The 14,907-nt window shown below is 52.8% G+C and carries 15 protein-coding genes; 5 read left to right on the forward strand and 10 right to left on the reverse strand.

All coding sequences use genetic code 11. The features are described 5' to 3' along the window. Positions 1-20: 20 nt before the first annotated feature. A complete protein-coding gene (locus AC6I8T_RS24590) occupies positions 21-299 on the reverse strand; it encodes a copper-binding protein (protein ID WP_235056606.1) in 279 nt (92 codons plus the stop codon). 77 nt (positions 300-376) lie between these two features. Beyond that, entirely contained in the window at positions 377-1,759 is a 1,383-nt protein-coding gene (locus AC6I8T_RS24595) for a Cu(I)/Ag(I) efflux RND transporter outer membrane protein (protein ID WP_497834657.1), read from the reverse strand. A gap of 183 nt (positions 1,760-1,942) precedes the next feature. Between AC6I8T_RS24595 and AC6I8T_RS24600 the strand changes: the two genes are divergently transcribed. The 4 genes from AC6I8T_RS24600 (at position 1,943) to AC6I8T_RS24615 (ending at position 5,780) form a co-directional block, all read left to right on the forward strand. After that, on the forward strand, positions 1,943-2,626 hold the full coding sequence (locus AC6I8T_RS24600) for a copper/silver response regulator transcription factor (protein ID WP_021185311.1): 684 nt from the start codon (positions 1,943-1,945) through the stop codon (positions 2,624-2,626). Then, positions 2,616-4,055: a Cu(+)/Ag(+) sensor histidine kinase gene (locus AC6I8T_RS24605; RefSeq protein WP_497834658.1), complete on the forward strand. Its 1,440-nt coding sequence runs from the start codon at positions 2,616-2,618 to the stop codon at positions 4,053-4,055. Before AC6I8T_RS24600 ends, AC6I8T_RS24605 begins: the two co-directional genes overlap by 11 nt. Positions 4,056-4,423: 368 nt before the next feature. Next, positions 4,424-4,825 (forward strand): H-NS family histone-like protein, encoded by a 402-nt coding sequence (locus AC6I8T_RS24610; RefSeq protein WP_497834659.1) that lies wholly within the window; start codon positions 4,424-4,426, stop codon positions 4,823-4,825. A gap of 178 nt (positions 4,826-5,003) precedes the next feature. After that, positions 5,004-5,780 carry a TraX family protein gene (locus AC6I8T_RS24615; protein ID WP_497834660.1) on the forward strand — a complete coding sequence of 259 codons (777 nt, stop codon included), beginning with the start codon at positions 5,004-5,006 and terminating at the stop codon, positions 5,778-5,780. Here AC6I8T_RS24615 and AC6I8T_RS24620 read toward each other — a convergent pair. Genes AC6I8T_RS24620 through AC6I8T_RS24640 form a run of 5 tightly spaced genes read right to left on the reverse strand, consistent with a single transcriptional unit; the run spans position 5,777 to position 10,790 of the window. Then, a complete protein-coding gene (locus AC6I8T_RS24620; RefSeq protein ID WP_497834661.1) occupies positions 5,777-6,667 on the reverse strand; it encodes a metallophosphoesterase in 891 nt (296 codons plus the stop codon). The genes AC6I8T_RS24615 and AC6I8T_RS24620 overlap by 4 nt on opposite strands. 12 nt (positions 6,668-6,679) lie before the next feature. Further along, positions 6,680-7,474, reverse strand: a complete 795-nt coding sequence (locus AC6I8T_RS24625; protein WP_497833323.1) for a carbohydrate ABC transporter permease — start codon at positions 7,472-7,474, stop codon at positions 6,680-6,682. Next, on the reverse strand, positions 7,471-8,382 hold the full coding sequence (locus AC6I8T_RS24630; protein ID WP_208726647.1) for a carbohydrate ABC transporter permease: 912 nt from the start codon (positions 8,380-8,382) through the stop codon (positions 7,471-7,473). Before AC6I8T_RS24630 ends, AC6I8T_RS24625 begins: the two co-directional genes overlap by 4 nt. Continuing rightward, positions 8,382-9,659 (reverse strand): ABC transporter substrate-binding protein, encoded by a 1,278-nt coding sequence (locus AC6I8T_RS24635; RefSeq protein ID WP_497834662.1) that lies wholly within the window; start codon positions 9,657-9,659, stop codon positions 8,382-8,384. The genes AC6I8T_RS24630 and AC6I8T_RS24635 overlap by 1 nt, the downstream gene beginning before the upstream one ends. 27 nt (positions 9,660-9,686) lie before the next feature. Further along, complete coding sequence (locus AC6I8T_RS24640) at positions 9,687-10,790, reverse strand: ABC transporter ATP-binding protein (protein ID WP_497834663.1); 1,104 nt, start codon at positions 10,788-10,790, stop codon at positions 9,687-9,689. Positions 10,791-11,141: 351 nt separating this feature from the next. On the opposite strand from AC6I8T_RS24640, the gene AC6I8T_RS24645 reads away from it, so the two are divergent. After that, positions 11,142-11,402, forward strand: a complete 261-nt coding sequence (locus tag AC6I8T_RS24645; protein WP_021185320.1) for a hypothetical protein — start codon at positions 11,142-11,144, stop codon at positions 11,400-11,402. A 95-nt stretch (positions 11,403-11,497) separates the two neighbouring features. Here AC6I8T_RS24645 and AC6I8T_RS24650 read toward each other — a convergent pair whose 3' ends face one another. The 3 genes from AC6I8T_RS24650 to feoA all read right to left on the reverse strand — a co-directional run bounded on the left by AC6I8T_RS24650 (position 11,498) and on the right by feoA (position 14,627). Continuing rightward, positions 11,498-11,944 carry a hypothetical protein gene (locus AC6I8T_RS24650; RefSeq protein ID WP_497834664.1) on the reverse strand — a complete coding sequence of 149 codons (447 nt, stop codon included), beginning with the start codon at positions 11,942-11,944 and terminating at the stop codon, positions 11,498-11,500. Between the two features lie 116 nt (positions 11,945-12,060). Then, complete coding sequence (gene feoB, locus AC6I8T_RS24655; RefSeq protein WP_497834665.1) at positions 12,061-14,403, reverse strand: Fe(2+) transporter permease subunit FeoB; 2,343 nt, start codon at positions 14,401-14,403, stop codon at positions 12,061-12,063. Continuing rightward, positions 14,400-14,627, reverse strand: a complete 228-nt coding sequence (gene feoA / locus AC6I8T_RS24660; RefSeq protein ID WP_021185324.1) for a ferrous iron transporter A — start codon at positions 14,625-14,627, stop codon at positions 14,400-14,402. The genes feoB and feoA overlap by 4 nt, the downstream gene beginning before the upstream one ends. Positions 14,628-14,907 lie beyond the last annotated feature (280 nt).

Consider the following 14,907-nt stretch of genomic DNA (forward strand, 5'->3'; position numbering starts at 1 on the left):
TCGCGCCGCTACGGAGGGTGTTATCCAATATTGATGCTCTGCAACAGCGAAATATTCCCCTGCTGAATAAACGAGAAGCTGACCGGGCTACCCACCTTTAAGGCATTGATGCTGTCGTCCTGAGTGATAAAGGTAAAGCGCATGGTCATGGCAGGCCAGCCGAGTGCCGGGATCTCTTCATGAGCGATGGTGATTTTTTTATTCGCCAGATCAATCTGTTTGACCACGCCGCTGGCGTTAATAACCTGCTGCGCTATGGCGGCGTGTTGCTCGCTCGCCTGCACACCGGGCAGCAACATTAACGGGAAAAAACTGAATAAAGCAACGTTAATAAACTTACGCATAATATTGACTCCTGATGATATGAATTAAAAAGTCATTCTGTCCAGCCGCCGCCCAGGGCGTTAAACAGGTTGATTTCATTTACCTGGCGGGAATATTGCAAATCCAGCAGGGTTTGTCGGGTGGAAAATAACGAACGTTGTGCATCCAGCACCTCGATATAACTCACTGCTCCGCTGGAATATAATCCACGCGCCCGTCGCAAAGTTATTTCCAGCGAGGACAGGTAGCGCTGCTGCGCCGCCATTTGTTTTTCGAGGCTGTCGCGCAATGCCAGGGCATCGGCCACTTGCTTAAACGCGGTTTGAATTTTTTGCTGGTAATTCACCACCGATTGTTGCTGACGCACATCCGCAACGGCCAGGTTGGCCTGATTACGTCCGGCGTTAAAAATCGGCACCTCAATTTTCGGGATAAAATTCCACATCCCACTGCCAGCGGAGAACAGATTGGTCAAATCCGTACTGCTGGTGGAAAGCTCGCTGGTCAGGCTAATCGACGGGTAAAATGCCGCTCTGGCCGCGCCGATATTGGCGTTAGCCGCCATCAACTGGTGTTCAGCTTCCATCAGATCCGGGCGCTGGCGCAGGATCTCGGAGGAAAGATGCGCAGGAAGCGTTACCGGATGAAGTTCGGTTGTGCCGGGCGGCATGGCTGGCAGGTTTTGTCCACTGCCCAACACCAGTTGCAACGCCGTCTTCGCCTGCGCCAGTTGTCCTTCACGCGCAGCCATCTCCGCCCTGGTGCTTTCAATCAAACCACGCGCCTGCTCCACTGCCAGGACGCTGCTACTCCCGGTCATCAGCTGTTGTTCAACTAACGCGTAAGATTGCTGATAATTTTGCAGCGTCTCGCGCGCGATATTCAGTTGTTCGTCAGCCAGTTGCAGGCTGAAATAATTCTGAGCAACGGTGGCTACCAACAGGATATGAACCGCACGCTGCGCTTCCTGGCTGGCAAGGAAGTTTTGCCGATCGGCTTCGCTGAGGTTTTTCAGCTTACCGAACAAATCCAGCTCAAAACTCAGGTCAATCCCGGCCTGATATTGCCTTTCCGTGACGCCGTCACCTTTTATGCCTCCGCTGTAACTCGCCTGCGATGCGCCATTCAGCTGCGGGTAGCGATCGGCATCGGTGATCCGATACTGCGCGCGCGCCTCCTGCACTTTCAGGGTCGCCATGCGCAGATCGCGGTTATTACGCAGCGCTTCATCAATCAAACGCTGAATCTGCGGGTCAGCAAAAAAGGTGTGCCAACCGCTATCCTGATAACCACGGGTCTGCGGCACCAGGCTGTTGCCTGACAGCGAAAATTGTTGCGGGATCGGCAGTTCAGGTGCCTGATACTCTGGTGCCAGCGAGACACAGCCTGCCAGTAACAAGGTCGCGGCCACAACGGTCAGTTTCAATTTGTCCATGATGTTTTCATCCGCCGCGCCGCGACGAATACCTGCAAGATATAATGGCGGCCACTGTAACCGGGTGACTCTGTTGGCAGGGTGACAGGTGAATGACAAAGCTGTCATTTTCAGATGAAGTCGTTGATATCGCCCTTTGGCCGCTTAGAATGACATTCGATGAGTCGGGAGCGCGGTGAGAAGATGAAAATACTGATTGTCGAAGATGAAGTGAAAACCGGGGAATATCTCAGCAAGGGGCTGACCGAGGCAGGTTTTGTGGTGGATCGCAGCGACAACGGCCTCACCGGTTATCATCTGGCGATGACTGCCGATTACGACCTGATCGTACTCGATATTATGCTGCCGGACGTGAACGGCTGGGACATTGTGCGCATGCTGCGTGCCGCCAATAAAGGCATGCCGATTCTGTTGCTGACCGCGCTCGGTACCATTGAGCATCGGGTGAAGGGGCTGGAGTTGGGGGCTGATGATTATCTGGTGAAACCTTTTGCCTTCGCCGAATTACTGGCACGGGTCAGAACCCTGCTGCGGCGCGGCGCTAACATCATTCCTGAAAGCCAGTTCCAGGTGGCCGACCTCACGCTGGATCTGGTTTCCCGTAAGGTATACCGGGGCAGTAACCGCATCACTCTCACCAGCAAGGAGTTCACATTGCTGGAGTTTTTTATTCGCCATCGTGGCGAAGTGCTGCCGCGCTCGCTGATTGCCTCGCAGGTATGGGATATGAATTTTGACAGCGATACCAATGCTATCGATGTCGCGGTCAAGCGGTTGCGAGCGAAGATCGATAACGATTTTACCCCGAAACTGATCCAGACCGTGCGCGGTGTTGGCTATGTCCTTGAGGTGCCCGATGAGGATTAACCGCTTGCGCCGCCCGCTGTCGCTTGAGTTTCGACTGACCTTTTTTATCAGCCTCACCACCATCATCGCCTTTGCCGCCTCGGCCTGGATTATGTTGCATTCGGTGCAGCATCATTTCGCCGAACAGGACGACAACAATCTGCGCCAAATCAGCACGACCCTGTCCACCATCCTCAATAATCCGGACGAATCGGAACAACAGAAAGTCGAGAAAATCAGCATCATTCTGAACAGCTATCGCTATATTTCGGTGTTGTTGCTCACCCCGAAAAATCAGGTTCTGTTCCGCTCGCCAGATGGCCCGGAGTTGATGCCGGTGGTGCACGATCCCGCATTTCGTCAAAAGCTGGCGTCCGGCGAGGTTTTTCTCTGGTCGGATGGTATGGCTGCACACCCGATGCGCAGCGCCAGCTATCGGATTATCGCTACATCGATTGCGTCGGGTAATGACCGGTTGTTGATTGCGCTGTCGATCGATTTTCATCTGCACTATCTCGATGCGCTGAAACATAATTTGCTGATTATCGCTTCGCTTATCAGCCTGCTGATCATCTTTATTGTGCTGTTTGCGGTGCACCGCGGTTATCAGCCACTGCGTAATGTCAGCGGGCGGATTAAGAACATCACCTCAAAAAATCTCGATGTCCGGCTGGAGCCGAAAAGCGTGCCGATTGAGCTGGAGCAGCTGGTGATCTCCTTCAACCATATGATCGCGCGTATTGAAGATGTGTTCACGCGTCAGGCCAATTTCTCCGCCGATATCGCCCATGAAATCAGAACCCCGATCACCAATTTAGTCACCCAGACGGAGATTGCGTTAAGCCAGCCACGCAGCGTGAAGGAGCTGGAGGATGTGCTTTACTCCAGCCTTGAGGAGTACAACCGCATGGCAAAAATGGTCAGCGACATGCTGTTCCTCGCCCAGGCAGATAATAATCAGCTGATGCCAGAACGTATCGCCCTGGACCTGCGTAGCGAAGTCATACGGGTGTTTGAGTTTTTTGAGGCCTGGGCAGAAGAACGCGAGGTGCGCTTAACGCTGGAAGGGGGAAGCGCCGTGGTGGAGGGTGACCCGTTGATGCTGCGCCGGGTGATCAATAATCTGCTTTCCAACGCCATTCGCCATACGCCTGCCGGTCAAGCCGTTACCGTCAAGCTCCAGCCGCGCGGGAATCAGGTGGAGATGGTGGTTGCCAACCCTGGCGTTCCGATTGCGCCAGAGCATTTGCCACGACTTTTTGACCGTTTCTACCGCGTTGATCCTTCACGCCAACGAAAAGGCGAAGGCAGCGGTATCGGTCTGGCGATTGTAAAATCGATTGTCACCGCCCATCAGGGGGAAATCAGCGTGGTGTCCGATGCCGTTATCACCCGATTTACTTTACTGCTGCCGGGAATTAACGTTAAAAATGCGCCGTCGCGGCTTTAATAATTCATCCCTGACAAATCACAAGTTCCTAATAAAGAAACACGATTCTTCTGGCAAAACAACCCATTCTGATCCGACCGCACATTTTGTATGTCTGTCACAAAAAATAAATAAATAATTCCCTTAATACCGGAGCAAATGTTGTCATTCTTACCAGGTTGGCTTTAGAATCGCTTCATCACTTGCCGTTCAATGCACAGAAAAAGTTATAAGTACCGTGCAATCTGCTTTATTCTAAGCCAGAGTTGTGCTGTACTTCTCTGCACAGAAATGTAAGGGTCAGATGTTCTACCTATAATTGCGCAGTACAAAATCAAACAAAGCTTAATTTATTCGTTCAATGACACAGAATTTTTTGGGAGAAGTCCATGAGTGATTCACTTAAGGCGTTTAATAATATTCGTACCCTGCGTGCTCAGGCGCGTGAAGTTCATCTGGCAGAACTGGAAGAGATGCTGGAGAAGTTCACTATTGTGGTTGCCGAGCGTCGTGAAGAGAACCATGCAGAAGAAACAGCGGTACGTGCGAAGGCAGAAAAGCTGGCTAAATACCGTGAATTGTTGCTGGGCGATGGCATCGATCCCACCGAATTATTAGGTGCATTGCAGGCCGCCGGCAAACAGCGTACCAAGCGCGCTCCGCGTCCGGCGAAGTATAAATATACCGATGAAGACGGGCAGGAAAAAAACTGGACCGGTCAGGGCCGCACACCTGCGGTGATTAAAGCGGCGATTGCCAGCGGTAAATCGCTTAATGATTTCTTAATCTAAATCCTGTACTGAACGTAGCGGCGCGATTTATCGTGCTCTTTTTTGCTAACGCACCTTGCGCGATAAATTGCGCCGCTACGGAATGTGCCAGAAGTTATTCGGATTATTACCGGCTTTACTCGCGAGGATGCGCATTGTAATGTTTGGGTTAAAACATAATAATAGTCGGTGACTTTCTATGCATGCTTTGCTGACATCGCTAAGATTCCCCTCACCTTTTGACCAGGTTAAATCATTTAGCCCATTTCAGGCCGATATCATTAAAACCATTGCCTTGATGGCGATGCTGGCTGATCACATCAATACCATTTTATTAAATAGTCACAACGCCCTTCTTACGGCTCTTGGTCATAGCGCTTTTCCTTTATTTACCCTTATCTGGGCCGCCAACCTGCCCGATGATGCTGCACGACTGCGTCAGCGCGCCAAACGGCTATGGATGTGGGCGATCGCCACCCAACCGCTGTTCTGGCTGGCTTTTATGATGAAAGGTCAGTCATGGCTGGCACTTAACATCCTGTTCGCCTATGCCGGTTGTACGCAACTGCTGAGCTGGTTTGCACGATGGGGTGTCAATGGTGCGATGGCTGGGCTGGCGGTGCTTCTGCTGCTGGCATGGCCGTTGACACCTGCCAGCTATGGCATTCCCGGCATCGTATTTTGTTTGCTGTGTATGGCCGCCAGATGCATCAGTGCTGTCGCGGAAAGTCGTTTGTTTCTGCTGCTGGTGTGTGCGGCGTTGACATGGCTAAGTTTGCCCGGTCACGGCTATCAAGACACCCTGGTTTACGATTTACTGCCAGGGCTGGTACTCCCACTGCTGATTATTGCCGCAGTCGCTGCGCTGCCGCATATCTCGGTGGCTCGCCTCTGGCCCCGACGTTTTTTCTATCATGCCTATGCCGGACATCTCACCCTGCTTGGCGTGCTGGCGGTAATGCCGGTGCGCCTTTAGCGGCTGATTTCACCACCATATCCGGTTACCTTCAGTACATCTCCGATCATTTCCACCACGGCAAATGGCGCGGCCTCTGCGCCATCCAACAGCCCTTGCAGGGTAAAAAATTCAGTATCGCCGATACGCGCATAGCCGCCGCGATGATCATGTCCCGCAAAACAGGCACGTACCCGGTAACGGCAAAATAGCGCCGCCAATTGGGGACCATTCCACAGGATATGCGTGGTATGCGGTGCCAGCGGGTAATGACCCAATACGATCACCCGCTCATCGCTCGCCTGCGCCTGCTGCAACTGCTGTTCTATCCATTGCCACTGCTGGCTGCCTACCGCGCCATTCCACGGTTGTGCCTGCGGCTGCTGGTTTGTCACCAGTTCTGCCAGCATTGCTTCAGCCTGCTGACGTTCGGCACCGCTGCAATACAGACTGATATCGTTACCGTCATACACCACAAAACGCCAGCCTGGCAGGCGGAAGCTGTAATAACTTTTTGGCAGCGGAACATCGGCCAGACGGTCAACCAGGCTCAGGGCATCATGGTTACCCATCACCACCGCATGCGGGTGTTGCAGGCGCTGATAAATCGGCAGCAGCGCGGCATAATCTTCCCAGTGACGGTCAACCAGATCCCCAAGCGTCACGACAAAATCCAGCGGCTGCTGGTTCAGTTGCCCGATGATCGGCGGTAACTTGTGTAATGCATGGCGGTAGTAGCGGTTTTTCTCATGATCCGCCTCGATATCGGCGTACTGTGGGTCCGCCATCAGGCCAAAGCGTAAAGCCGGATTGAGTAAACCAGGGCGTAAAGTCGGTAATTGATAAAACTGACTGACATCGCCCAATAAGCTGCGCTGCTGTGCGGTTAACGGCTGAACAAATGACATGAAGATCGCTCCTTAACGAATACCGGCACGCATAAATGACTGAATAAATTGACGCTGGAACAGGAAAAACAGCAGCAACAGCGGCAAGGTGGTCATCAGGGTGGCGGCTCCAATTAATGCCCACTGCACCCCCTGCTCCGGGGCGGAAAACAGTTGCAGCCCTACCGTTAATGGTCGTACCTGCACGGAATCGGTAATCACCAGCGGCCAGAGAAAATCATTCCAGTGAAAACTGATCGACACCAGCGCAAAAGCCACGTAAATCGGTTTCGCCAGCGGTATATAGATTTTGCGCAGGATATAAAAACGGCTGGCCCCTTCGATAATTGCCGCCTCTTCCAGCACCAGCGGAATACTTTTGAACGCCTGACGCAGCAGGAATATCGCAAAGGCCGAAGCAAAATAGGGCAGCGCAATGCCGGTCAGGCTATCGCGTAATCCAAGCGCGCCAATCGTTTTGTAATTATTCAGGATCAGCACATCGGGGCTGATCATTAATTGCAGTAGGATCAGCGCAAACAATACGCCGGAATATTTCATGCGAAAGCGCACTAACGCGTAAGCCGCCATAGTAGCTAAAACCAACTGCACGACCACGATCATCACAACCAGCAAGCTGGTGTTAATAAAATAACGCCCGAATGGCGCGGCATGCCAGGCGTTGACGAAGTTTTGTAGCGTCAGTGGCGCAAACAGCGAAAAACTGCCCTGCTCCGCCGCCGGATGGATCGCCACCCACAATGCCACCAGAATGGGTAGAAACCACAGCAGCGCCGCCAGCCAAATCACCAGGTTGAGCAATCTCATTGATAATGCGCTCGCTTATCCAGCAGGTTAAATTTAATCAGGGCAATGCTGGCCAGGATAACCAGCAATACCACCGTCATCGCGGCAGCAGCGGGCATATCCCAGTAGCTGAATGCGGTGCGATAAATATAGAACAGCAACAGACTGCTGCTGTTATCCGGACCACCATTGGTCATGGCAATCACCTGATCAACGATACGGAAAGCGTTCATCGAGGCATTGATCAGCACAAAGAGCGTGGTGGGCATCAGTAGCGGCCACTGCACGCGCCGGAAGAAATAACTGCGCGATGCGCCTTCTATGGTGGCCGCTTCACTCAGGCGTGGATCGATTTGCTGCAACGCCGCGAGGTAGAAAATCATAAAAAAACCCGCCTCACGCCACACCGACACCGCCATCAGACAATACAGGGCACTCCCCGGCTCCCCCAGCCAGTTGACGGCGGGTAACGAAAACAGCGCCAACAGTTTGTTCAGCAAGCCGAGCTGCGGCGTGTAGAAAAACAGCCACAGATTGGCGATGGCGATCATTGGCAACAGCGACGGAATAAAGAAGGCTGCACGTACCAGCGCGTTACCCCGCAGATGGCGGTTCACCGCCAGCGCCATCATCAATGACAGTGCTACCGCCAGCGGAATAGTGATCAGCGCATACAGCAGGTTATTCCACAGCGAACGAATAAATACATCGTCATCCAGCAACGCCAGATAGTTATCCAGCCCGACAAAGCGGGCCGGATGACCATTGCGTGCGGCACTGAACACGCTCTCCCACAGCGTCGCCAGCGCCGGATAATGGGTAAACAGCAGCAAAAAGCCCAGCGCCGGTAATATCAGCAAGTAGCCATACAGTTGAAGTGACCAGAACCGGGGGCGGCTGACCGCCACTGTTGGGAGGAGCGTGCTCATTATTGATACGCTTTTAACAGACGGTCGGCCTGTTTCTGCGCTGATTCCAGCGCCTCAGCCGGTGTTTTTGTCTGCGTCACCGCCGCCTCGATCGCGTGGTTCAGCGCTTCCTGGATCTGCACGCTGTTATAGGTCGAGAGTTCCGGCTGCGCGTACTTAAGCTGTTCGCGAGCGACCAGCGCCTGCGGCACATCCTTAACATAATCTTTCATCACACTGGTATCCCAGGCGGCGGGCGACGTGGCAACGTAGCCGGTGGCGATACTCCAGCGAGCCGCTTGTTCCGGTGCAGACACCCAGCGAATAAATTCCATCGCGGCTTTTTGCTGTTGCGGTGAGGCATTTTTAAACACGTAGAGGTTGCCGCCCCCTGTCGGACTGCCACGCTGGGTTTTCTCCGGCAACATTGCCACACCGAACGGAAACTTCGCGTTTTCACGCACCACAGTCAGATTGCCGGTGGTGGTGACCATCATCGCGGTTTTGCCGCTGATAAAATCCTGCGGCGTGGTGCCCCAGGCGATGGCGCCTTGCGGTGACACGTTTTCTTTCTGTCCGAGATCGGTCAACCATTGCAACGTGGCAATATTGCCGGGGGTATTGAAATGCACCGCCGTGCCCTTACCGTTATCCAGACGACCGCCGTTAGTGGCAGACAAACCCTGGAAGTTCCAGTAGCCGTTGGGCGTTGACGGGATCTCAATCCCCCACTGGCTGACGCCGTTGTTATCTTTGATCACCAGCTTCTTGCCGAAATCGACTACCTGCTGCCAGGTGGCTGGCGGCGTATTGGCGTCCAGTCCGGCTTTTGCAAACGCTTGTTTATTCCAGTACATCACCACCGTGGAGCGCTGGAACGGGATCCCCCAGACTTTACCGTCGATACGACGTAGAAAGGCTGGATAGAATCCGTCGATCCATTGCTTTCCTTCTGCATCATTCGCCAGATCGCTGGCGGCAACGATAGCGCCAGCATCAATCAACGAATACGCCTCAATATCGCCAATTACCGCCATCTGTGGCGCATTGCCGCCGCGAAAAGCGGTGAGCGCTTTGGTGACGGTGGTGGCGTAATCCCCGGTATAAACCGGCTGAATGCTGACTTCCGGGTGCACTTTTTCAAAGTCGGCCACCAGGGCATCTACGGTGTGGCTTACCTTTCCCCCCACCGCAATCGGGTAGTACATCTGCAATGTAACCGGTTCGGCGGCCAGTGCTGCTGAGGATGCGCAAAGTAATAAAGCTGAAGCGAGGCGTATGTGACGAAGTGCAGACATGATTTTTCCCTGATCGAAAGATGAAGGTTAAACAGCGTATTTTTTTTCGCATGAAAAGCGCGTTTGCTCAGCCAGCCAACGGCGCTTTCCGCTGTGACTGGCAAACAAATATTGTTGCGAGGGAGACCATTGCAGCCCGACCAGACTGCCTTCCTCAAAGCGTTGCATGCCAGGCACCTTGACGGTGAGCGCGTCTGCGACGTTCGCCAGTGCACACACCAGCAGGGTGTCGGCACCCATATATTCGTAGCTGATGACGTGGGCGGTCAGTTGTGCGCTATTCGGCTCGACCAGGGTGATATCTTCCGCTCGTAATCCCAGACTCAACGCGGATTCATCAGGATCGATCACGATCGGTGCCACCATGCGGCTGAGATAGTGCGCACTGCCCCGACAATGCAGCGGCAGAATATTCATCGGCGGGGCACCAATAAATTGTGCAGCGAAAATGCTGGCAGGATTGTTGTAGAGGTCGTCTGGCGTGGCGTGCTGCTCGATGCGGCCGTCATTCAGCAAAATGATGCTGTCGGCCATGCTCATGGCTTCGGTCTGATCGTGGGTAACGTATAACATGGTCAGACCGAGTTTCTTCTGCAAGGCACGGATCTCACGCCGCATACTCTGGCGTAGTTTCGCGTCCAGATTCGACAGCGGTTCGTCCATCAGACACAGACGGTGTCTGGCGATCACCGCTCTGCCGAGCGCCACACGCTGCTGCTGACCGCCAGAGAGTTGAGAGGGTTGGCGATCCAACAGTTTCTCCAACTCCATCAGCTTGCTGACTTCAGCCAGACGCGCGGCAAACGTCTGTTTATCCTCGCCACGCGCTTTCAGACCGAACAACAGGTTTTCGCGCACGCTGAGGTGGGGAAACAGGGCATAGGACTGGAACACCATCGAGAGTTGGCGCTGTGACGGCGGCAGATGACTCATCGCATTGTCGCGACAGTAAATTTCACCCTGATCGGCGTTTTCCAGCCCGGCAATGGTGCGCAGTAAGGTTGATTTACCGCAGCCGGACGGTCCCAGCAGTGCGACAAAAGTCCCTTCTTCCGCGGTAAAACTGATGTCGTTCAGGGCAACTTTATCGCCCCAGGCTTTGGTGATGTGTTGAAGAGAAAGGTAGCTCATGCGCCCTCTGGCCCGGAATCAGAATGGCGGTAACTTAGCTGGGGAGAGTGAAGGAATTATTTAAGTTGAGTGACGTTTAGATGATGGCAGGGTGATCCGGGTGCCGCATTAACACAAATTTATTGTCCGAACGATAACCCGCACTGTCATAAAATTTGACCCATATAAATTTCGTATAACATTATTCTGAAAATGTTGTTTCAGCTGATTATTCCATATCATAACTTTCAATGGGTTGTATCATCTTGTAACGAAACGTAATAAGCGCTCTTCCGAAAAAAATACAAAATAATTACACTTTTTCGGACCGGTAAGAGATGCTGCCTTCCCGATCACACAGAGATAATAACAATGAAAAACACCTACTACATCAGCATCTCCAAAACCAATGATAATCATATCCTGCATAACGCTACCTGCCGAATTTATGCGGAAAATAAAGAGGATATGATTCTGATTGGTCGTTACGAGCAACTTGTGATTGCACTGGGCGTTTCTCGCAATAACTTCAGAAAAGTTACACCCTGCCCGCAATGCGTCCTGAAACGTCGGTTGTATAACTTTTCACGACCACGGCAGGAACCTGTCCCGGTGCGCCATTTCCCGGATTAATTACCGGGCATGGCTGACAATCGTAGCGGTGCGATTTATCGCGTGATGATGCTAAAACGCGCGATAAATCGCGCCGCTACATGCCAGAGTTTTCCTCAATTGCCCCGCGTTTCCCGCCGCCAGGCATAGCTACAGGCCATAATCGCCAGCACTAACACCGACGCTTTGACCAGCCATTCGGCGGTTATCACGCGCCTGAGCATACTGAAATAACCTTCTGCATAAAGCGGCACATGGGCGATTTTCAATGCAAAAATATAGAGGACACCCAGGACGACAAGCTTACCGATAAACCAGCCAACCGCCGGGACAAGCAGCCAGAGTTTGCGGTTGGCAATACGATTCCTCAGGCAAACGAAGCACAGCAGCGGTATCATTGCCGGGATTATCTGGATGCTGTTCACCGCAATCAGTTGCACCCACGGCACGCCGAATTGTTGACGCATCTGCCACGACATGGCGATATCAACAGGTAACGTGCAATACAGCAGCAAAAAACAGACAACGCCCCATACCAGGGCAGCCCTTAACGCATTATTCATCCTGGTTCCCCTCACGAGATATGTTGCGTTTATCGAACAATGCATAACAGTAAAGTTATTTACCGCCATGAAATCTGATATTTTTCTGAGAGTTACCAAGAATTTTCTTTGAGCAATTAGGTTTTTGCTACGCGGTGATCAGCCTGATTATTACAACACCCGTGACACCCCCCACATTCCGCGGTCGTGTTCTGTGGTGCGAACGTAAAATGATGCGACGTCATGCGTCTACCCAGGCGACGCATCACCATCAGGATGACACCATTCAGTGCGATCACGCTGACCACGCAAAGCGAACTGAAGCCTGGATGTGCAGCAAAACTCACGCTTTGATAAAACAGGGTAGCCAGCGACCAGGCAATGTTTAATCCCCAGAAGAAGGAGAACAGCATCCAGTTGCGCCCTGCTTCACGGGCAATCGCCCCCATCACTGAGACGCAAGGCACGTAAAGCAGCACAAAGATCAGATAGCTGTAGGCGGCGAATCCATTACCAAATTTCGCACTCATCGCGCCCATCTGGCCGGCATCCATCACACCATCGCCTTTACTGGCCTCGATGGGGTTTGACAGGGCGCTTAAGCTGAACGCCGCCGTCAGGCCATCGCGGGTTTGTGTCAGTGCGTCTTTAATTTCACTTAGCAGATTAAATTCGCGCGGGTCGAATTTCCCACTCTGAATATCTTCCCCGGTATAGAGGCTGTTCAGCGTCCCTACCACCACTTCTTTTGCCATGATGCCAGTGACCAGCCCAACCGTGGCCTGCCAGTTATCTTGCGTGACGCCAATGGGTAGTAAGACTGGGGTAATCACTTTGCTGGCAGCAGCCAACGCGGAGTCATTGATGTTATCGACCGTTCGGCCAGTTAATGAAAAACTACTCAACACGCCAATCAACATGCTGACCAGGATAATGACCCTGCCCGCCCGTACGATAAACATTTTCAGCCGTTGCCAGGTTTGCAAGAGCAGGCTTTTAAGATGGGGTCGGTGGTAAACCGGCAGTTCCATAATAAACGGCGAAGCCTCACCCCGTAGCAACGTGTGCTTTAACACCAGGCCGGTGCCAATCGCTACCACCATACCCAGTACATACAACGAGAAGACCAGGCTGGCACTGTGCGTATCAAAAAAGGCAGCAGCAAATACGGCAAAAATTGCCAGACGCGCGCCACAAGACATAAAGGGGGCAATCAAGACCGTAATCAAACGTTCACGCGTGGTATCCAGGGTACGAGCGCCCATGACGGCGGGCACATTACAGCCAAAACCGACAATCAACGGCACAAAGGATTTGCCGGGTAGCCCCAGCGATTGCATCAGACGGTCCATCACAAAGGCGGCGCGCGCCATATAGCCGGAATCCTCCAGGAACGACAGGAAAAGATACATCAGACCAATTTGTGGGATGATCGGCAGCACCGTGTTGATCCCGGCTCCGATGCCCTGAGCCAGAAAGGTTGTCAACCAGTCCGGGAAATGCCAGCTGTAACCCAGCCATTGCGCGCCATGAATAAACAACGCCACCGAACCGGCATCAAAGATAGGTTGTAGCGCAGCGCCAATATTGATCGACAACACAAACATCAAATACATCACGGCGAGAAACACCGGAATGCCCGCCCAGCGGTGAAGAAGGATATTGTCGAGTCGCTCGGTAAAATGACTCGGGGTACTGTGATGAATATTGCTGACGGCTGCGCATAGTCCGTTGATGGCACGGTAGCGTGCATCGGCGATTGACATTGCGGGATCATCGCCTGCCTGTCGGGTGAGGTCAGCAAGGTGTGGCACCAGCGCCGGACAAAGCGACTGGCTATTGATATCGCCCTCCAGCAACTGCAATGCCAGCCAGAATTGTTTTTCTGCTGGAATATCAGGCGGCATCCTGGCACATAAGCGCGGGATAACCGCATCGATCGCCGCCGGATAAATGACCTGCCTGACTGGCTGATGAGCAGGTTCGCTGTCAATCACCGCCTTCAGTTGGGCTATGCCTGCACCACGCGTCGAGGTGAGCGAAACCACCGGACAACCCAGTCGTTGTGATAGTGCGGCAATATCGATATCAATATGCTGGCTGGCGGCAATATCCTGCATATTCAGTGCAATAATGCAGGGCACGCCCAGTTCCAGCAGTTGGAAAGTGAGAAACAGATTGCTTTCGAGGTTGGATGCATCAACGACGTTAATCACCAGGTCAGCGTCATCATTAAACAGATACCGGCAGGCGATGCTTTCATCAATCGAGCTATCGGCAGAGAGGGTGGTCAGCGAACGCGTTCCCGGCAGGTCAATCAGACGGACATCCGCCTGCGCGGTGAAAAACTGCCCCTCTTTGCGTTCCACCGTGACACCCGCCCAGTTTCCCACACGTTGGCGTGCGCCGGTCAGCTGGTTAAATAAAGTTGTTTTGCCGGTGTTGGGATTGCCGATCAGTCCGATGGTGAGTTGTTTCATGACACCACTTCCTCAAGCAACAGCGAGGCCAGGTCACTCTGTCGTACCGCCAGGCTAACGCGACGGGTGCGAATTTGCACCGGATCCCCCAGCGGAGCAACTCGGATAACCTCAATCAGCGATCCAGGTAACATCCCCATGGTTAACAACTTCTGCCGCCAGTGCGGGTTTATCGCGGGTTGGTAACCCGCAATGCGCCAGGTGGTTTGCGTTTTTATCTGCATATCATCAGCCAGTCCGGTAATCAGGAACGGCGATTATATAAATGATAAGCATTCCACTTTTTTGATCTGAGACGTGATCAGAGTGGGGAACAGGGTTTTAATTTCAATAAAAGGTTAATGGCGGGCGGATTTGCGGGGATTTCCAGGTTTTCATCAGTCTATTGCCAGGCTGACGAGTACCCCAGGTGTCTGACGGGATGTCCTATAGATGCAAAAAAGGATGTTGTAATTATTATCAAAACAGCATCACCAACGCTTTGGTAAAACTAAGAACGGGTCA

The organism is Pantoea sp. X-Soil-OKNW-556, assembly GCF_059730695.1.